At 61.5% G+C, this 18,303-nt stretch carries 19 protein-coding genes and 2 pseudogenes; 13 read left to right on the plus strand and 8 right to left on the minus strand.

Annotation, left to right across the window (positions count from 1 at the left end; all coding sequences use genetic code 11):
• Positions 1 to 12: 12 nt before the first annotated feature.
• Entirely contained in the window at positions 13 to 786 is a 774-nt protein-coding gene (locus METLW3_RS0123275; protein WP_024882130.1) for an IS5 family transposase, read from the minus strand.
• Positions 787 to 1,534: 748 nt separating this feature from the next.
• On the opposite strand from METLW3_RS0123275, the gene METLW3_RS26450 reads away from it, so the two are divergent.
• Genes METLW3_RS26450 through METLW3_RS26470 form a run of 6 tightly spaced genes read left to right on the plus strand, consistent with a single transcriptional unit; the run spans position 1,535 to position 7,669 of the window.
• Positions 1,535 to 2,857, plus strand: a complete 1,323-nt coding sequence (locus METLW3_RS26450; RefSeq protein ID WP_024882131.1) for a glycosyltransferase family 2 protein — start codon at positions 1,535 to 1,537, stop codon at positions 2,855 to 2,857.
• Between the two features lie 2 nt (positions 2,858 to 2,859).
• Complete coding sequence (locus METLW3_RS27200; RefSeq protein WP_051465601.1) at positions 2,860 to 3,564, plus strand: class I SAM-dependent methyltransferase; 705 nt, start codon at positions 2,860 to 2,862, stop codon at positions 3,562 to 3,564.
• Positions 3,561 to 3,959: a GtrA family protein gene (locus METLW3_RS0123290; RefSeq protein ID WP_024882133.1), complete on the plus strand. Its 399-nt coding sequence runs from the start codon at positions 3,561 to 3,563 to the stop codon at positions 3,957 to 3,959. The genes METLW3_RS27200 and METLW3_RS0123290 overlap by 4 nt, the downstream gene beginning before the upstream one ends.
• A gap of 4 nt (positions 3,960 to 3,963) precedes the next feature.
• The gene (locus METLW3_RS27205) at positions 3,964 to 4,614 is read left to right on the plus strand and encodes a class I SAM-dependent methyltransferase (protein ID WP_024882134.1); all 651 of its coding nucleotides are present in this window, start codon (positions 3,964 to 3,966) and stop codon (positions 4,612 to 4,614) included.
• Complete coding sequence (locus tag METLW3_RS0123300) at positions 4,599 to 5,801, plus strand: glycosyltransferase family 4 protein (protein ID WP_024882135.1); 1,203 nt, start codon at positions 4,599 to 4,601, stop codon at positions 5,799 to 5,801. Before METLW3_RS27205 ends, METLW3_RS0123300 begins: the two co-directional genes overlap by 16 nt.
• Positions 5,802 to 5,839: 38 nt before the next feature.
• The gene (locus METLW3_RS26470; protein ID WP_157516674.1) at positions 5,840 to 7,669 is read left to right on the plus strand and encodes a hypothetical protein; all 1,830 of its coding nucleotides are present in this window, start codon (positions 5,840 to 5,842) and stop codon (positions 7,667 to 7,669) included.
• A gap of 23 nt (positions 7,670 to 7,692) precedes the next feature.
• Here the strand turns inward: METLW3_RS26470 and METLW3_RS0123310 are convergent, their stop codons facing one another.
• Positions 7,693 to 9,249, minus strand: a complete 1,557-nt coding sequence (locus tag METLW3_RS0123310) for an ISL3 family transposase (protein ID WP_024882137.1) — start codon at positions 9,247 to 9,249, stop codon at positions 7,693 to 7,695.
• Between the two features lie 149 nt (positions 9,250 to 9,398).
• Positions 9,399 to 9,530 (minus strand): annotated as a pseudogene (locus METLW3_RS27900) (integrase core domain-containing protein); the annotation flags it as partial.
• A 455-nt stretch (positions 9,531 to 9,985) separates the two neighbouring features.
• Between METLW3_RS27900 and METLW3_RS28955 the strand changes: the two are divergent.
• Positions 9,986 to 10,129 carry a transposase domain-containing protein gene (locus METLW3_RS28955; RefSeq protein WP_166671925.1) on the plus strand — a complete coding sequence of 48 codons (144 nt, stop codon included), beginning with the start codon at positions 9,986 to 9,988 and terminating at the stop codon, positions 10,127 to 10,129.
• 149 nt (positions 10,130 to 10,278) lie between these two features.
• Here the strand turns inward: METLW3_RS28955 and METLW3_RS0123330 are convergent, their stop codons facing one another.
• Complete coding sequence (locus METLW3_RS0123330; protein ID WP_024882139.1) at positions 10,279 to 11,202, minus strand: LysR family transcriptional regulator; 924 nt, start codon at positions 11,200 to 11,202, stop codon at positions 10,279 to 10,281.
• Positions 11,203 to 11,367: 165 nt separating this feature from the next.
• Between METLW3_RS0123330 and METLW3_RS0123335 the strand changes: the two genes are divergently transcribed.
• From METLW3_RS0123335 to METLW3_RS26485, 4 genes are all read left to right on the plus strand, one after another.
• The gene (locus METLW3_RS0123335) at positions 11,368 to 11,982 is read left to right on the plus strand and encodes an NAD(P)H-dependent oxidoreductase (protein WP_024881638.1); all 615 of its coding nucleotides are present in this window, start codon (positions 11,368 to 11,370) and stop codon (positions 11,980 to 11,982) included.
• A gap of 51 nt (positions 11,983 to 12,033) precedes the next feature.
• Positions 12,034 to 12,426, plus strand: coding sequence for a DoxX family protein (locus METLW3_RS0123340; RefSeq protein WP_036310345.1), 393 nt, complete (start codon positions 12,034 to 12,036; stop codon positions 12,424 to 12,426).
• A 115-nt stretch (positions 12,427 to 12,541) separates the two neighbouring features.
• A complete protein-coding gene (locus METLW3_RS0123345) occupies positions 12,542 to 13,591 on the plus strand; it encodes an Atu2307/SP_0267 family LLM class monooxygenase (protein ID WP_024881640.1) in 1,050 nt (349 codons plus the stop codon).
• A complete protein-coding gene (locus METLW3_RS26485; RefSeq protein ID WP_026598314.1) occupies positions 13,584 to 14,570 on the plus strand; it encodes a glutathione S-transferase family protein in 987 nt (328 codons plus the stop codon). The genes METLW3_RS0123345 and METLW3_RS26485 overlap by 8 nt, the downstream gene beginning before the upstream one ends.
• A 249-nt stretch (positions 14,571 to 14,819) precedes the next feature.
• Here the strand turns inward: METLW3_RS26485 and METLW3_RS29195 are convergent, their stop codons facing one another.
• Both METLW3_RS29195 and METLW3_RS29200 read right to left on the minus strand, forming a co-directional pair.
• The gene (locus tag METLW3_RS29195) at positions 14,820 to 14,951 is read right to left on the minus strand and encodes a helix-turn-helix domain-containing protein (protein ID WP_245267486.1); all 132 of its coding nucleotides are present in this window, start codon (positions 14,949 to 14,951) and stop codon (positions 14,820 to 14,822) included.
• On the minus strand, positions 14,948 to 15,211 hold the full coding sequence (locus METLW3_RS29200) for a DUF1612 domain-containing protein (protein ID WP_245267487.1): 264 nt from the start codon (positions 15,209 to 15,211) through the stop codon (positions 14,948 to 14,950). The genes METLW3_RS29195 and METLW3_RS29200 overlap by 4 nt, the downstream gene beginning before the upstream one ends.
• 215 nt (positions 15,212 to 15,426) lie before the next feature.
• Between METLW3_RS29200 and METLW3_RS0123355 the strand changes: the two genes are divergently transcribed.
• Positions 15,427 to 16,626, plus strand: a complete 1,200-nt coding sequence (locus tag METLW3_RS0123355) for an IS256 family transposase (RefSeq protein WP_024882141.1) — start codon at positions 15,427 to 15,429, stop codon at positions 16,624 to 16,626.
• A 45-nt stretch (positions 16,627 to 16,671) separates the two neighbouring features.
• On the opposite strand, the gene METLW3_RS29205 is transcribed toward METLW3_RS0123355, so the two are convergent.
• Positions 16,672 to 16,791 carry a DUF1612 domain-containing protein gene (locus METLW3_RS29205; RefSeq protein ID WP_245267488.1) on the minus strand — a complete coding sequence of 40 codons (120 nt, stop codon included), beginning with the start codon at positions 16,789 to 16,791 and terminating at the stop codon, positions 16,672 to 16,674.
• Positions 16,792 to 17,257: 466 nt separating this feature from the next.
• The gene (locus tag METLW3_RS26490; RefSeq protein ID WP_280949445.1) at positions 17,258 to 17,656 is read right to left on the minus strand and encodes a transposase family protein; all 399 of its coding nucleotides are present in this window, start codon (positions 17,654 to 17,656) and stop codon (positions 17,258 to 17,260) included.
• A gap of 125 nt (positions 17,657 to 17,781) precedes the next feature.
• Between METLW3_RS26490 and METLW3_RS27920 the strand changes: the two are divergent.
• A pseudogene (locus METLW3_RS27920) lies at positions 17,782 to 18,216 on the plus strand (transposase); the annotation flags it as partial.
• Positions 18,217 to 18,303 lie beyond the last annotated feature (87 nt).

Genomic DNA, 18,303 nt, shown 5'->3' on the forward strand with positions numbered 1-18,303 from the left:
TGTCCGTGAACTTCATACCTGATTACAAAGCCTTCTGAGCATGAGGCGGATGGAGGCGAGGTGAAGAAACGCCAGCGCCTTGCGATTGAGGTTTTCGAAGTCCTTGGCCAGCCTTCGGCAGCGACCGAGCCAAGAAAAGGTTCTTTCGACGACCCATCGGCGAGGCAGCACTTTGAAACCTTTGGCCGCATCGGAGCGCTTGACGATCTCGGTGTCGACAAACGGCAAGGCCTTCTTCTGTGCGTCGCGGAAAGGCGGGCCTTGATAGCCGCCGTCGGCAAACAGCTTTTGCAGAAACGGGAATTTTCCAAACATCGTGCGCAGGACCAGAACGCCGCCATCGCGATCCTGAATGTCGGCCGGATGAACGAGCGCGTGAAGCAGCAAGCCTATCGTATCGACGAGAATGTGCCGCTTCTTGCCCTTGATCTGTAGAGTCGAGGAAGGGCGCGGTGACGCGTTGGATCGCGCTGCCGCTTCGCGACACTTCACGTAGAGAGCATGATGGATGCGATCGAGCGTTCCGTCGTATGTCCAAAGATAGAAATAGCCATGGACCGTGCTCTTGGGCGGCAAATCCTTGGGGATCGCGCGCCATTGGCAACCGGTCGAGAGCACATACATCAAGCCGTTCACGACCGCGCGCATCTCGACCGTGCGCTTCCCGCCGCCCCGTTTCGCCGGTGGGATCAGCGGTCCGACGAGCGCCCATTCCGCGTCCGTCACGTCGCTCGGGTAGCGCAATTTGCTACGATCGTAGCGCGTGCGATTTTCATTCGTCCACATCGGCGGTCTCCGCGAGAATCAGGCCGCCTCTATTGAATCACAAGCGATTCATCCGATTCAACTTGTCTTCGGACCGACACTAAGGGTTCCATAACGTCCGTTCGACGAAATCTCGGGCCGCCCGGGCGCCCGACACAGAATCTGCGCGATGGCCTCCGCCACCCCTGCCAATCGGGCGCCATCCCGTCGATGGCGGCCTCGCGCGTCGGCGCGGCGCCCTTCGCCCGCGCCGACCCACCAGACCGGCAGAGTGACACGAACGGCGCCGTCGGATGTCGGATCGTCCATTCGCGTCCGCGCGACCTCAAAATAATTCTCGGACCGGCCGAGAGATTTCCTGTTCCAGCGCGTGGATTTCGATGTCGATGACCTGTGCGCCGAGCGCTGGTCGTCCCTCTGCGGAGGGACCCCGACTGAGGGCTGCCAATCTCCAGCGTCTGGTGGAGGCGCGCGCCTTGTCCCGCGCTTCGACCTACAGCCCATCGTCCGCCTCTCTGTTTCCCGAGGTTGCCGCTCCGCCTCGTTCGTGTCCCTTGCGACAAATTCCACATCAGTCGGGCGTCGGAGGCGATCGTTCGTCGTCGATTTCAACCCATGAAAGCGTCGCGCGCGTCGTCTTGAAGTGACTTACGGCTTCCAGCGATTTCCATCGAGCCAACTCGTGGTCGGACGGGTTGTCGCCGTTTTTAACGAAATACTAACCAATCTCTCAGCATAACGTGAGCATGGCTGTCAGAGACTTCTGATCATGACGCAGGTCGATGTTCTAGGGAGCGCGTCCACCAAGATCGACGTATCGATCGTGATGCCGTGTCTCGACGAGGCTCGCTGCCTGCCCGTCTGCATTGCCAATGCTCGGGACGCGCTCGAGACGATGAGTCACGAGCTCGGATTATCCGGCGAGATCGTGATCGCCGACAATGGAAGCCGAGACGGCAGTCAGTTGATCGCGCGCGCTCTCGGCGCGCGGGTCGTCGACGTCGAGCAGCCGGGATATGGCGCTGCGCTCATCGGAGGACTACGCTCCGCCAATGGCGCCTATCTCGTGATGGGAGACGCGGACGGCTCATATGATTTTCGCGAATCCGTCGATATGGTGCGCCGCCTCGACGCGGGCGCTGATCTTTGCATCGGCTCGCGCTTCAAAGGGCGTATAGAACCGGGAGCGATGCCCTGGAAAAATCGCCATATCGGAAATCCCGCGCTCACCTTCGTCTTGAATCTGTTTTTCCGCGCAGGCGTCACCGACGCCCATTGTGGTCTGCGCGCCATAACGAGCCCCTGCTTCGAACGACTCGATCTCACCGGCCGTGGAATGGAGTTCGCCAGCGAGATGATTATTAAGGCGGCGCTCAAACAGCAGCGAATCTTCGAAGTGCCCGTGACGCTCCATCGCGATCGGCGCGATCGTCCCTCGCATTTGCGGCCGTGGCGCGACGGATGGCGGCATCTGCGTTATCTTCTCATGTTCAGCCCCGCCTGGGCCTTCGCTGTGCCGGCCATTTTGGCCATAGCGCTTTCCTTGGGGATATGGGCGCTGACCGGCGTCGCGGCCCTCGCGGAAAATAAGTCGCCTTTTGGCAATTACTGGATCATTCTCGCCGGCTCGCTGCTCGGCCTCGGACACACCGGCACAGTTCTCGCCGCAGCGACGCATTTCTATGGCCGCCGCCAAGGCTTTCGTCCCCCTGCTTGGTGGGAGGACAAGGTCGTCGATTGGTTCTCATTGGAGACCATGCTCGTCGCTGGGAGCCTCTTTTTCACGCTCGGTCTCACTATTCTCCTCTCTGTTTTCGGCTATTGGTCGAGTCGCAATTTCGAGCCCATCGGCACGGTTCTACCCGCTGTCGTCGGTACGACGTTGATCGTCATCGGCGCTCAAAATGCGCTCGCTGGCTTCCTGCTCGCGATCGTCAATGGTCACGAAGCGAATTTCGTCGACCGAACAGAAGCCAAGAACTGGTCCGATGCACAGCGACATTCCACTCGCGCGCCTATCGCCACTCTGAACGCAGCCGGCCGCAATTGCGACGAAACCGCCTCCGATCGAGCTGCAAATGGAGGCAGGTGAAGATGATCGCCGAAAGCGCCCAGCGCCGTCTTCGTCCCCGCATCTTCGACACGGACTGGCTGCTGCTCCGAGCGATGCGCGTCAGTATCGAGAAGGTCGCCGCGCAAATCGTGAAGCCCGGCGCGATTGCCGTGGATTTCGGATGCGGCTCCAAACCGTATCAGCCGATCTTCGAGGCTCTCGGCGCATCGTATCTCGGAGCGGATTTCGCCGATGCGGAAATCACGATCGATAAGAACGGCCGCGTCGACGCGCCCGACGCGAGCGCTGATCTCGTCGTCTCGTTTCAAGTTCTGGAGCATGTTCCCACCGTCGGCTCCTATCTTCATGAAGCGCGCAGGCTCCTGCGATCTGATGGTCGGCTAGTCTTGTCGACCCATGGCAATTGGTTCTATCATCCTCATCCTGAGGACTACCGGCGCTGGACGCGACTCGGACTCCTGACCGAACTCGCCGAGCACGGGTTTGAAACCATCGAATGTGTGCCTCTGCTCGGGCTACCCGCCTGGACGACGTTGCTCAGACTGACCTGCGGCTACCACGCCATCGTAAAACTGCCAGTCCTCGGCCGCTTCTTCGCTCGAACCCTCGCTATCGCGCTCAATCTACGCGCCTTGATTGAAGAGGCGATAACCCCGGAATGGGTCACGCGCGACAATGCATGCGTCTATCTGATGCTGTGTCGCCCGACCCGGATCTCGCCATGAGATTGCCGCGTTTCATGCTCGTCGGCGGATTCTGCGCGCTTCTCAACAACCTGTCGGTTGTCGCCTTCAGTTTGGTCGGCATCCATTATGTCTGGGCGACACTTCTTGCATTTGGACCCATACTCATCATCGGGTACAGATTGCACTGTTCCATCACATTCGACGCGCCGGCGTCCTGGGCTTCCTTGGCGCGCTACGCTGCGGCGATGCTCGCCAACTATCCGCTCTGGTTCGCCTCTCTCTATCTCCTCGGCGATTTCGGCAATCTTCCCACAGCGATCTCCGCACCCGTCGCCACAATTTTCATAACGCTCTGGAATTTTTTATGCACGAGATGGGCGTTGTCACGAGCCGTCACGCCCTTCCATGAAACGCGTTCCGCGAATCGGGGGTAATTTCATGGAATGCTTTACGCTCGACGATTTGACACGCTGCATGGCGCCGCATGCGCCTATCTATTCCTGGCGTAAGCCAGCCTATCAATATGTGGCGCTAACCAATCTCCATCGCGCATGGGATAAATCGCATCGACGTGCGCTCGATGTCGGCGGAGGAACCGGGCTTCTCGCCTATACGATCAAATCGCTGTTCGGGCTGGATCACATCGTCTCCATAGACGTCGAGAACCGATACCTACCGTCGCTCGACATCGAAACGGCCGTTTATGACGGCTGCACGCTTCCGTTTCCGGACAAATCCTTCGATTGCGTCATTCTCTTCAATGTTTTGCATCATGTTCCAACTCCGCTTCGCCTTCCATTGCTGCGCGAATGTCGACGCGTCGCCGGGACAGGTCCTCTCTACATCAAGGACCATCTTTCTGAGGGCCTGTTCGACGATGCTCGGCTCGCGGCGCTCGATCTCATCGGCAATCTTCCCTTCAATGGAATGGTGAGCGCCTGCTATCTGCGTGCCGACGACTGGCGTACGCTCACGAGTGGTGCGGGCTATGCGTGCGAAATCGTCTCCGACGGTGAATATCGTCACGGCGTCGAGCGAGTCATCTTTCCCAATCGCCTCGAAACGAGCATGAAATGGCGACCGATTTGACGACTGGCCACGAGATGTGCCGTCCGGTCATCCGGGTCGCAATGCTGTCGCATTACTTCGAAGAGCATCGCGGCGGAGTCGAAATCGTCGCGGGCGCATTGGCGAGAGCCTTGTCGCCGCTGGGTTTTGAAATCGTCTGGCTCGCGACCGACAAAAAGGCTTTTCGTGACGAGACATCGAACCCGGAGCGGCGCGGGCTACCGGCCTCGAACATCGTCGAACTCACTGCCAAAATTCCCTATCCGCTTCCTTTTCCGAGCGCTATTCGTTCGATTTTTGCCGAAGTGCGCAACGCCGATGTCGTTCTCGTTCATGACGCGCTCTATCTGACCAGCGTCGCCGCACTCTTCGCCTCTCGATTTTATCGCAAGCCTTTCCTCGTCGTGCAACACATCGGGATCGTCCCGTATCGCAATCTCATTCTCCGATCGCTCATGGCGGTGGCCAATCGAGTCATCGCTGTACCTGTTCTGAACCGAGCCGACCAGATCGTCTTCATCAGCGATTTGACGCGGCGCTATTTCGAGACGCTTCACTGTCCGCGCACGCCTCAACTCATCTTCAACGGCGTCGACACCGAGATTTTCTTCCCTCCTGAATGTGAAGCAGACAAGGCGACGGCGCGCGCCGATCTTGGTCTGCCCCCCTTCGCGCCTATCGCACTCTTCGTCGGGCGCTTCGTAGAAAAAAAGGGCTTGCTTCACCTCGAACATCTGGCGCGCGAACGCGACGACGTCTTGTTCGTCTTCGCTGGTTGGGGAGACATTGATCCTTCGCAATGGACGCTGCCGAACATACGCGTGTTTCGAGAGTTGGTCGGCCCGTCTCTCGCATTGCTCTATCGTGCGGCCGATGTGTTGTTGTTGCCGAGTGTCGGTGAAGGCTTTCCGCTTGTAATACAGGAAGCGCTCGCCTGCGGTCTGCCTATCGTCTGCGGCGCCGACACCGCTGCCGCGGACAAAGAGGCCGAACCATTCCTGACTACGATAGCTATCGACGTCGAGACGCCGAAAGCAACCGCGGCGGCGCTCGGGGCGGCGACCTCTCGCCTGCTCAAGTCTGGGGAGAATGGAAGGCAATCGCGCGTCGCGCGCGCCGAATTTTGTCGCTCGCGCTATTCCTGGCGCGCTTCTGCAGAGCACTACGCGACGCTTTTGCGTGGTTTGGTCGCGTTTCCGAAGCCATAGACCGTCAAAGCCGAAGCACCGATAATAGAGGTAAAATTATGTTTGATCTCGATACTGCTTCCGATACAGAAGGCCGCAACTCGTCATTTTTCCTCACTTTGAAGGGCGTGACGATCATTTCGATCGCGATCATTTTTTTCGGGGTAATCATCTCGTCTATGACGGAACCTGTTCTAATCGCCACAGCGAAGCAGCCGAAATTTGTATGGTTGACGACATATTTTTTCCGCAGCCAGGACGCGCTATGGCTTGTCGGCGTTGCCATTCTTCTCGCAATTGTAGCTATTGCACGGCCGAAGTTGCACCGGAGCTTCATCGATCTCGACGATCGATCTCGACGCAACATGGCCGTGACGCTGCTCGCGCTCTTCGTCCTGATCTGCGGCGTCGTAGGAACTCATTTGGTGTTCCACGACTATCATCTGTCACGTGACGAGATCTTGGCGGACTTCGACGCAACGATTTTCCGCTCCGGCCATCTGATCGCGTCCATCGCTCCAGAACATCGGCCCTTTGCGTCTGCGCTCGCGCCGGCATTCATGGTCCCTATCGACCGGGTTGATGGCTTCGTTTCCGCATATCTGCCGGTGAACGCGGCGTTGCGAGCGGTGGGCGGCTTTGTCGATCCGGCCTCGACCAATCCGCTTCTCGCCGCCTTCGCAGTCATCGCAGTCTTTGCTGTCGCGCGGCGCCTTTGGCCTTCAGATGCGGCTCCAGCGCTCGTCGCCGCCGCGATAACGGCCACATCCTCGCAGCTTCTCGTCGGTTCGATGACGAGTTACGCGATGACCGCCCATCTCGCCCTCGATATGCTCTGGCTCTGGCTATTTGTCCGCGACGACGAAGCCGGACACGCGGCTGCGATCATCGTCGGAGCGCTCGCGATCGGTTTGCATCAAGCGATCTTCCACCCGCTCTTTGCGGCGCCCTTCATTCTGCGTCTCTGGAGATCGAAGCGACGAACGATGGCGACGGCGTATATCGTCAGCTATGCGATCGTTCTCCTTTTTTGGATCAGCTATTGGCAATTGCTCGCCCTATGGGGCGGCGTCTCTATGGACGCCTCGGACGAAGTCGGCTTTGTTTATTTTATTGCCCGAGTTGTAGCTCTTCTGACGAGTTTTCAATGGTCGGGCGCCGACCTTATGGCGAAGAACATTTTGCGATTCGTCATTTGGCAGAACCCGGTTCTTCTTCCCTTGGTCCTTCTCTCCTACAAGCAAATACGCGACCGCTCCGGAATCGCCTGGGAGCTGGCTGCAGGCATTTGCCTCACGCTCATCGCCATGTTCGTCGTCCTTCCCTATCAGGGTCATGGCTGGGGATATCGCTATATGCATGGGCTGCTCGGGAATTTTTCGCTGCTCGCGGCCTACGGATGGATCGATCTCTCTACGCGCACAAGCGGCCGCGCAAAGCCGGAGGCCGGAGCAATGCTCGCAATCGGTTGCGCTATCGGCGCGATCATTCTGCTTCCGGTCCACGTCATTCAAGCCGAGCGCTTCGTCCAACCCTATGCAAGGGCCGCCGAGGTGATCAGCCGCACTGATGCGGATTTCGTGATTGTCGACAAATCTGGACTTCTTTTCGTCGAAGACCTCGTTCGCAATGATCCGTTCCTGGGAAACAGGCCGAAAATTCTCGATCTTACTTACCTCGCGGATGAGCAGATTCACCTTATCTGCGCGAAGAGCAAGGTTGCTCTGTTCGAAAGCGCAGATGCAACATCGCTCGGGATTTCGCGCCACGATGAGGCGACGAAAGTCGACGATGACGTTCGCAAAAAGAAGCGAAAGCTCATGGCGGATCTAGGCTGCGGCGCCGAAATCAGCCCGCGAATGTCAGTCGGCGTGGCGCGTTGGCTCTGACGCAATTCTGGTGCAGTTTTTCGTCAGTCCGCTCCGAGAAGCCGGGCTTCGAGGAGATCGAGTTTTGCGCGCCCATACATTTGGCGCTTGATCAACTTCAGCCGGGTGATCTGGCCTTCAGTCTGGCCGTTCGACCAAACGTTCGTGATCGCCGCCACGACGGCGGCGCGGTCCTTTGTGACGCCGCTCGCGAAGGAAGCCAGGAGGCCGGTTTTTGCACGGTCGATCCAGCCGTCGAGGTCGTCGCCGGCTTTCTTGCGGATCGTGGCTTGAAACGCGGCGACGGCGGCGCGCGCTTCGACAAGAGCAGGAACGCTGTCCTCAATTGCTGCGATTGTGAGCGTCTCCGTCGTCGACAGCGCGTCCCGGCCACTCGTCATCAGGCGCGCAATGGTCCTCGCCGAGGGCGTTCGATGCAAGCCAGCCGCGTCCATCTTTTCCGAGCGGCGGCGCCGGCCCGCCCATTCGGAGACGACGCGCAAGGATCCACGAAAGCCGGCAGCTTGGAGACGTCGCCACAGTTCAGCGCCATTGTGACAGCCGGCGGCCCATTGCGCGTCGAGCCATGGAAGATGCGGCTCGAGTGAACTCTCCCGCGTACGGAAAATTTCCGAGCGCTGGCCGCGCAGAATCTTTCGAACGAGCCCGCGACTATTGCCCGTCTCCCGCACGATCTCTTTGATCGACGCGCCACGCTCGGCCCGCGCAAAAATAGCGGCGTTGACTTCTTCGCGGCGCAGATAGCCCTCGTATTGAAGCTTCTCCGCGGCGGTGAGCAGTGCCGGGTCGACGAACGTCGCTCCGAGCGCGGATCGTATGCAGCGCATCGATTTGCGCACGGCGCCGAGGAAGGCGGCGCTGGCGTTTTCCATCAGATGCCAGCGGTCGGCGACCTGAAGAGCGCCGGGAAGCGCCCTGCTGGCGGCGAGCGCAAAGCCGCCACCGCGATCTCGCGCGACAATGGCTATTTGCGGCTGTCCGGCGAGCCATGCCTGCGCTGTTGCCGGCTCCCGATCGGGTAACAGCTTGATCGGACGATGGCGCCCGAGATCGCAAATGATCGCCCCATAGCGCCGATTGCGTTTCCACGCCCAGTCGTCGATGCCGATTACGGTCGGCGGCGGCGGCGACGGCCGACCCCCGCGGCGCACGACCCGGAGCAGCGTATCGTTACTGACCGGCATCATGAGGCGCCGGGCTCGACCCGCAGCCGATCGGCCGCCGAGCGCGAGGGCCAGATGATGGACGACGTTTTCGAGGCGGGCGGTTCGTCGGGCGCGGGCCGCGATAATGTCATCACCGAACCGCTCGGTGAAAATGGATCGGCGACATGTCGGCGTCATGCAACGGAAGCGCCGCGCCGTCAGGGAGATGCGACCCACGCGCCCCGCGAGCGGCAGATCCGAAAGCCGTCTCGAGTAGTGGCTGTGAACGCGCCTGGAAATCGAACCACAGTCCGGACATGTCCTCGTCGCGGCGATGGCGCGCGCCTCGATCGTCGTCATCTCACCCTCAATCGAAACGCGGTCGACGCGGAACCCTGACGGAATGATTGCCGAAGGACGCAGAGCAGTCGTCATGGCGCTGATTCCCTGTGAAACCAGCGCCACCCGGCGCCGCAAGTGCATCAGAAGTGAGTCAGAGCCAATTTTCGATGCCGATTGACAGACCAGAGCTGCGACAAAATCGACGGCGACGTTGGTGCGGCCATCGCTGTTTCCTTTTCGTCGAAGTCGGCCTCGTCGGGCGTATGCCCGTCAAGCGACGAATGGGGGCACCCCTCGTTGTAGACGGCCAGATACCGGCCGATCGAAGCGCGCGCTTCGGACACGCTGTCGTAGACTTTCAGATAGACCTCCTCATCTCCCGCCATCTGCCGCTCCGCGTCGGTCAATGCCACTGGTTCGACCGATATGACGAACAAGTCCAGTTGCGTGTACGACAACCTTTTCATGGCCGACCCCTCCGGAATCTTCGATCCCGGGAAATTAGCCATGAGCTGATCGGCGAAGCGGCGCAAGAGGATCAGTTGGCCGACGGGAAGCCGCGGAATGGCTACGATCGCAAGAGCGCTAGCCTCCTGAGCGAACATCCATTCGGGAATTTGATAGGTGCTGCCATGGGCCTGACGAATCAGGAAATAACGAACACCGTCATGCACGAGGTCTCCGACGACCACGACACTCTGACCAACCAGCGGGTGAAACGGATATTTGACCTCCGCTTCGAATGTCAGAAACCCAGCACTATGATCCCGGCTCCGATGAAGGTAGGCGTTCCTGGACACGTCTCGCTTCGCTTCTTGCGGCATGCAAGTTGAACAGCGTCGATCCCTATGCCTGGATGAAGGCGACGCTCGAGGCAATCACCGATGGCCATCCGCAGTCGCGCATCGACGAGCTGATGCCCTGGGCCGTCAAATCCTCGTCGCCGACGCCAGCCGCACGGCCGGCAAGATAGCGCCGGAGATCTAGACCTCGGTGCTTGCCGCCTGAACCAAAGAACGCCCGAACCCAAATTCATGCCATTCGTGAAATTTGCACCACAGCCTTATAGCCGGATGAGAAGGCCGCCGCCGCAGATCGGTTTTTCAAGTCGCGAATCGAAAATCAGGCGATCACGTCCTCGTCGCCCATCTGCTTTGGACACATCGCGAGACGCTCGATCATCCAGCGGCCCGCCGGTCCCGGCGGGTCGGACGCCCGATAGACGACGGACATGGGTAAGGCGAGCCCGCCAGAAGGTATGTCCTCGATCGCGAGTTCGACCAGCCGGCCGGCGTCGAGATCGGATTGGACGGTATGACGAGGCATTCCGCCCCAGCCCAGTCCGTTCAAAAGAAAGGCGTGCTTCGCGAAGAGATCGGCGAGGCGCCAAGTGGTCGGCGCCATGACTCCGAACTCACGCCCGGCCGTCAAGGCGGAGCGATCGGTCAGGACCAGCTGGACGTGCCGGGCCAGTTCCTCCTTCGGAATGACGCCCTTCCAAGTGGCCAACGGGTGGTTCGCTGCCGCGACCATCAACAAGCGCACGTGGGTCAGGCGCTCGGCGACGAGCCCGCCGGGCAGCATCGGCAAGGGTCCCGCGATGCCGAAGCTCGCGCGTCCGTCGATCACCGGCTCCACCGACGCCCCGAGCGCCTCGACATAGAGCCGTAGCGGCGTGCGGGGAAACTGCTCGCGGAATTGGGTCGCCGCCCCGGCCAGAGCCTCGATCGGAAAGAAGACGTCGACCGCGATCGCCAGCTCGGCCTCGAGCCCGGCGGCCATGCCTTTGGCGCGCGCCTTCAGGCCATCGACGCCGGATAGGATCTGCCGCGCATCGGCGACGAGGACAGCGCCTTCACTCGTCAGCCGGGGATAGCGCCCGCTGCGATCGAACAAAGAGACACCTAGACGCGTCTCCAAGCTGCCGATCGCTTCGCTGATGGCCGATTGTGTGCGCGACAGCCGCCGCCCCGCGGCGGAAAAGCTGCCCTCGTCCACAGCGGCGAGGAAAGCGCGCAATTGATCCAGAGAGACCCCGTCCAGCATAGCTGTCTCCAATACATCGGATTCTCCGATGGTAAGTATAAAGATATGCCGGCTTCTCCTGTTCGCACAACCATGCGACTTACTCACTCGATGTTTCGCGCTCTGAAAAACCTCTTCGCTCGCAAAGCTATGACGCCTCACGCAGGCGGCTCGGAGGAGTTCCCAATGACGACGATCCTGCACATCGATTCCAGCATCCTCGGCGGATATTCGGTCAGCCGCGCGCTCACCGCGGAGGTTGTGGCGAAAGCGCTGGTCCTTCATCCGGGCGCGCGGGTGATCCGCCGCGACCTCGTCGCCGAGCCCGCGCTCCACCTCTCGGATGCGCATATTGCAGTCTTCCAGGGCGGCGAGGTGACGAGTGCGGCTCTTGGTCAGGATCTCGCGCTCGGCGGCGCCTATATCGACGATCTCTTCGCCGCCGACATCATCGTGATCGGCGCGCCCATGTATAATTTCTCGGTCCCCTCGCAGCTCAAGGGCTGGATCGACCGTGTCTGCGTCGCCGGCCGCACCTTCCAATACGGCCCCAATGGCCCGCAAGGGTTGCTGCCCGAGGGCAAGAAGGTCGTCATCGCCTCGACGCGGGGCGGCGTCTACACCGGCGACAGCCCGGCCGCCGCGCTCGAACATCACGAGAGCTATCTGCGCGGCGTTCTCGGCTTCATCGGCCTGACCGACGTCACCATCATCCGCGCCGAAGGCCTCAATCTCGGCGAAGAGCCGAAGGCGGCCGCCATCGCCGGGGCGAAAGCCCAAATCGCTTCGCTCGCCGCCTGACCCGGCGGCGACGCCCTCCCGCTATCACCGAACCTCTGGAGCTCTATCGACATGAATCAGACCAACGCCTTCGCCTTTGTCGGCCGCCTGCTGATCGCCGCGCTCTTCATCCTTGGCGGTCTCGGCAAGCTCGCGGCCCCCGAGGCCACGCAAGGCTATATCGCCTCGGTCGGATTGCCGGCCCCGCTTCTCGGTCTGGGAGTCGCGGTCATCGTCGAGGCCGGCGGCGGCCTCCTTCTGCTCGTCGGATATAGAGCGCGACTCGTCAGCCTGGTCCTGGCGGCCTTCACGCTTATTTTGGCTGTGCTCTTCCACAGGAACTTCGCCGATCAAAACCAGATGATCCACTTTCTGAAGAACGTCGCGATCGTCGGCGGCCTTCTTCAGATCGCCGCCTTCGGCGCCGGCTCGTTCAGCCTGGACGGCCGCCGCCTCCGAGCCTGATCATGCGCTCGGCGTCGAGAAGGCTTCTCTCCTACTCGACGCCGTCGACGGCCTTTTGTCGAAGGGCGCCGCGAGCACGTGACGCGCTCTCCCGCCTAATTCTCGAGGAAGCTGCATGGAAATCGGCGTCGACAGCTTCGCGGCGATCATCCCCGATCCTGCGACGGGGAAAATCATATCGGCCGCCGAGCGGATGGAGCGTCTGCTCGACGAAGTGGAGATCGCCGACCGCGTCGGGCTCGATGTGTTCGGCGTCGGCGAACATCATCGCGAGGAATTTCTCGACGCGGCGCCCGCTGTTATCCTGGCCGCCGCCGCTGCGCGGACGCGGCGAATCCGCCTGACCAGCGCCGTCACCGTGCTCAGCGCCGCCGATCCGGTCCGCGTCTTTCAGGAGTTCGCGACGCTCGACCTCATCGCGAAAGGACGCGCCGAGATCGTCGTCGGGCGCGGATCCTTCGGCGAGGCCTATCCGCTGTTCGGCCTCGCCATGCAGGACTATGACGCCCTTTTCGCCGAGAAGCTCGACCTGCTCCTAAAGCTCCGCGACGAGATTCATGTCACATGGCAAGGACGCTTCCGGCCGCCGCTGACCGGCCAGGGCGTCTTCCCCAGACCGCATCAGGCCCGCCTGCCGATCTGGCTCGGCGTCGGCGGCACGTCGCAATCCTTCATCCGCGCCGGCGCGCTGGGCCTGCCACTCATGGTCGCGATCATCGGCGGCGACTTCCGGCGCTTCCGCCCGCTCGTCGATCTCTATCGGCAGGCGGGCCGCCGCGCCGGCCATGCGGAGGAGACGCTCCAGGTCGGCGTTCACGCAATGGGCTTCGTCGGCGACACCGACCAAGCCGCCAAGGACGCTTTCTTCCCAGGGTGGGCCTATATGTTCACGCAGATCGGCCGTGAACGAGGTTGGTCGCCCGTCACGCGCGCCGGCTTCGAGGCGATGTGCTCGCCCCATGGCGCGTTTCTGATCGGCGACCCGGAGACCGTCGCCCGGCGTGCGCTCGCAGCGAGCGAGGCTCTGGGCGGCGTTTCGCGGCTCACCTTTCAAATGAGCGCGGCGATGCTGGACACCGATGCGATGAGCCGCTCGATCGAGCTTCTCGGAGCAAAGGTCGCGCCTATGATCCGCGCTGCGACGAAGGAGAAGCTCCATGGGTGAGTTGATCGCGGGCCAGTGGCGGCGCGGCGGCGTCGAGAAGCTCCTCGAGGACGGCCGGCTGCGGCGCCCACCCGCCGTATTCCGCAATTGGATCGGCCTGACGGAAACCGACAAAGCGCCCGCCTTTCCGGCCGAAGCGGGCCGGTATCATCTCTATGTCTCGCTCGCCTGCCCCTGGGCGCATCGCACGCTCATCATGCGCCGGCTGAAAGGACTGGAAGAGCTCGTCGGCCTTTCGGTCGCGCATTGGCTGATGGGCGAGGACGGCTGGTCGTTCCAGCCAGGCCCGGGCGTCATTCCCGACACTGTGAATGGCGTGCAATGGCTGCATCAGCTCTACACATTGTCCGAGCCGGACTGCAGCTCGCGCGTAACCGTTCCGGTGCTCTGGGACAAGGACAGCCGCAAAGTCGTTTCCAACGAATCGGCAGAGATTCTGCGGATGTTCAACAGCGCCTTCGATCGCATAGGCGCGGCGGAAGGCGACTATTATCCCGCCGAGCTGCGCAGCGAGATCGACGCCGTCAACGAGCGCGTTTACGCCGGCCTCAACAACGGCGTCTACCGCGCCGGCTTCGCCGCGACGCAGGAAGCCTATGAGGCCGCCGTCGCGGATGTCTTCGAGACGCTGGACTGGCTCGAGCAGCGCCTCGAGACCCGCAGCTTCCTGGTCGGCGAACAATTGACCGGAGCCGATATCCGGCTGTTTACGACACTGGTGCGATTCGATGTGGTCTATTACGGTCACTTCAAGTGCAATTTGCGGGCGCTCGTCGATTATCCCGCTCTCTGGCGCTACACGAGGGCGCTCTACCAGCACCCGGCAATCCGCCCGACCGTCGATTTCGGTCACATCAAGGGTCATTACTACGGCAGCCATCCCTGGCTGAATCCGAGTGGGGTTGTTCCAATCGGCCCACGACGCGATTTCGATGCTCCGGTCGAGCCTCGCCATCATCATCAGGAAGTAGTCTCGTAACCGGCCTCGACGCCTCTCTCTCCAACGTTTCGAGATACTCCGTTCGCTCGGTTCGTCGCGCGATCATAAAATCGGAAGTCGGCTCTTCGCCCACCGTGCGGGATCTGGCTTGAACAAACACCCGGTTTTGCCCCCGCGGAGCGCAAAAATTCAACGGTTTAGAACGCCAATCAACGTCGAATCCCATCGGCGATTCATACATGCCAACCATCACACATGACTCCTGATGATGGCCATCCCTTCACACTTTCATATAACAGCCCAAGCCCTGTATCGCCTTCGTCCAGTCAACTCGCGAAGGTTCGACGAGAGTTCGCCGATCATCGTGGTCGCGGCTTGCTGCGACATTCGGAGTTCTTTGGCGACGAAAGGGACGGTCACGACCGGCGACTCCAGACACAGGTCGACAAACCGCGGCAGCCTCGAATTCGTTCTGCGGTCTTTGCATTTTCTGAGTAGAAGCTCGCGCGCGACGAATCCGCCTTTGCCATGAGTTCGACCGCGTGTGTGAACACCATGAGTCGCGATCCATAATCACTTTGCCGGCTCGTCCGAAATTTGGCGTTACGAAATCCCGCATGCAGCGCTGAGAGATGATGCCGCGTTTTTCCCCGGCGCTGTAGCAAGGCTGCGGCGAGCAAGGGCCAGAGCCATGCGCTGTGCTGTAAAGGCTCGATCTCTTCCCAAGCGTCGAGGATCGTGCCCCTTGGAGAGGTGTAGCAGCGGCGCTCGGGCGCGCGGAGCGGAGGCCGTAGGCCGTAGGCCGACGCGCAGCGCGTCCGAGCGCCGCTGGGCGGTCATCGGCGGTTCTCCGGTAGCATCGGTTTGCGATTCGAACGCAACCGAGGAAACACCGATGACCGACGATATGATGAACCTTCGCGCCCTGCTGGAAAAGTCCCCGGACGCGGATTTCCTGCGTGAGATGATCGGCTTCGCCGCCGAGCGGCTGATGGAGCTCGAAGTCGGCGCCCTGACCGGCGCCGCCCACGGCGAGCGTTCGGCGGACCGCCGTGTCCAGCGCAACGGCTATCGTGATCGCGATTGGGAGACGCGCGCCGGGACCGTCGAGCTGCGCATCCCCAAGCTGAGAAAAGGCTCCTACTTCCCTTGCTTCCTCGAGCCGCGCCGCATGGCCGAGAAGGCGCTCGCAGCGGTCATTCAGGAAGCCTATGTGCATGGCGTCTCGACACGCTCCGTCGACGATCTCGTCAAAGCCATGGGCGGCTCCGGCGTCTCCAAGAGCCAGGTCAGCCGGCTCTGCGAGGAGATCGACGAGAAGGTCGACGCCTTCCTCGAGCGCCCGCTCGAGGGCGACTGGCCCTATCTTTGGATCGACGCCACCTATGTGAAGGCGCGCCAGAACGGCCGCATCGTCTCGGTGGCGACGATCGTCGCCGTCGGCGTCAACGCCGACGGACGACGTGAAGTTCTCGGAATGGATACCGGCCCCTCCGAAGCCGAGACCTTCTGGACCGAGTTCCTGCGCGGCCTGCGCCGGCGAGGACTGCGCGGCGTCAAGCTCGTCATCTCCGACGCGCATGAGGGGCTGAAGGCCGCCGTCGCCAAGGTGATGAACGCTTCCTGGCAGCGCTGCCGCGTGCATTTCATGCGCAACGCGCTCGCCCACGCCGGTAAGAGCGGAAGGCGCGTCGTCTCGGCGCTGATCGCCACCGCTTTCGCGCAAGAGGACGAGAGCGCCGCCAAGGCGCAATGGCGCAAGGTCGCCGATCAGCTCCGGCCGACGCTCCCAAAGCTCGCCGCCTTCATGGACGACGCCGAATGCGACGTGCTCGCCTATGCGAGCTTTCCCAAGGATCACTGGCCGAAAATCCAGTCCACCAACGGCATCGAGCGCCTCAATGGCGAGATCAAGCGCCGCACCGAGGTCGTCGGCATCTTCCCGAACGAGAAGGCGATCAAGCGCCTCGTCGGCGCGATCTTGTTGGAACAGAATGACGAATGGGCCGTGCAGCGTGGCCGCTATATGACCCTGGAAACAATCGCCGCTTTGAGCGATGATCCCATCGTCAAGCTGCCCGCCGTGGCCGCCTGATCAAACCGACTGATGCCGGAGTCCCTCGAACGGGACCGACCTGAGCTACACCATCTCCAGGGGCACGATCGCGTCGAGCGCCACGCCTGCGGCCATCAAGGGCGGAAGATTGCTCGCCGTGCCGAGGCGCTCGCGCCACTCGGCGAGGCGGCCTCCTCGTCCCAATCCTCATCGTAAACCAAACCAGAGTCGTCCCGTTTCCGCTGGGCCGGCTCGATGCGCTCTGCCAAACGCGACGTTCGCGCCAATAGTTCGTCGATCTCGTCGAATTCCCCTGTCGAGGATCGCTCCACGGTCTCGAGCTCATGCTCCGCCGCGTCTGGGCGCGCGACCCGGCCGCGGTCGCCTCGAGGAGAATACCGTGTGGTCGCGACACGCCACGCAGACTAGCAAGTCCCTCGATCGTCAGCGGCCAACCCGGTTCGCGATCGGCGATGCGGCGCACGAGCAGAACGGCATGAGCCCGCACGAGCCGGTATGTCGGAGTATGCGCGTCCGTCCCGGCGTCATGAAGGATGAGATCCTCGAGCGGAACGAATTCGCCCGCGCGCCACAGAGCGGCTGTCGCGTTGCCTTTAACTCCGCGAATCCTGCGTTAGGAGCAACTGAATTGCCTTTAACGGGGTCATCCTCACTTTCCGTGCTGCCGACTTGCTGGGGCGGCCGGTCTCAGGATCGTGTCGTCACTCGTTGGAAGGCCGAGGCGCTTCATCAACCGTTCGGCCGGCCGGCCGCGGACGCCGTGTCCGAACAGCCGGATGAGCTCGACGACCCTCTCGGTCTGACGCGCGTAAGGCCTCGCAATATCGGATAGCTGCTCTGAGAATGTTTGGCGGTCACACTCGTCGTTCAGGCAGCGCCAACGGCTCGTATGGAGCTTTACGGTGACCAAAGATCCTTGGACCGGCAAATCCAGAAGGCTCCGGATATATCGGCTATGCCGGCGCGTCGACCGCATGTTGCAGCCAGGACATGCGCCGACTTCCGAAAAAGTGGGTCCTCGCGACCAATATGCAGCGCGTTCTCGCACGATTGGGACTCACGAAACGTGGCGCACGGTCGTCATCTTCTGTGCTCGCGCCAAAGCTCGCGAAAACGGAGCCAACGACAACAGGGGACGTCCTTGCCGAAACGCCAGCGACGCCTCGTGCTGTTGATCCCGCGACCGGGTGGCTGATCTCCCCGATTGTCGCGGCGGCGCTCCGCATGAAGCCGCGTGGTCAGCTGACGCCGGCTCAGACAACGAAGGCGGCAGCTCTGAAAGACGCTTCACCGGACTTCGTGATTATGCGCGGACTTGCCATGCGCTTTCGCGGCATTCTTCGCAGCAAGAACGTCAAGGGGCTCGAAACTTGGCTGAACGACGCGCAGCGCTGCGGCCTATTCGCAATCCAGCGTTTCGTCCGCACGTTGCGACGCGACATCGAAACCGTCAAGAATGGAGTGACAGAAACCTGGAGCAACGGACAAACAGAGGGACAAATCAATCGGCTGAAAACTCTCAAGCGCTCGATGTATGGCCGCGCAGGCGCCGAACTCCTGCGCGCGCGGATGTCGCCGCTTTCGTCAATCGCCGAGCACGGAAAGTGAGGATGACCCAATTCTTGTCATCGCCGCGCAGCGAAGAGCCTCCGAGCGGCGATAGTAGTTTATCGCCTACAACTATAGATATACTCT

Origin of the sequence: Methylosinus sp. LW3 (genome assembly GCF_000527115.1) — a bacterium.
Classification (GTDB): domain Bacteria; phylum Pseudomonadota; class Alphaproteobacteria; order Rhizobiales; family Beijerinckiaceae; genus Methylosinus.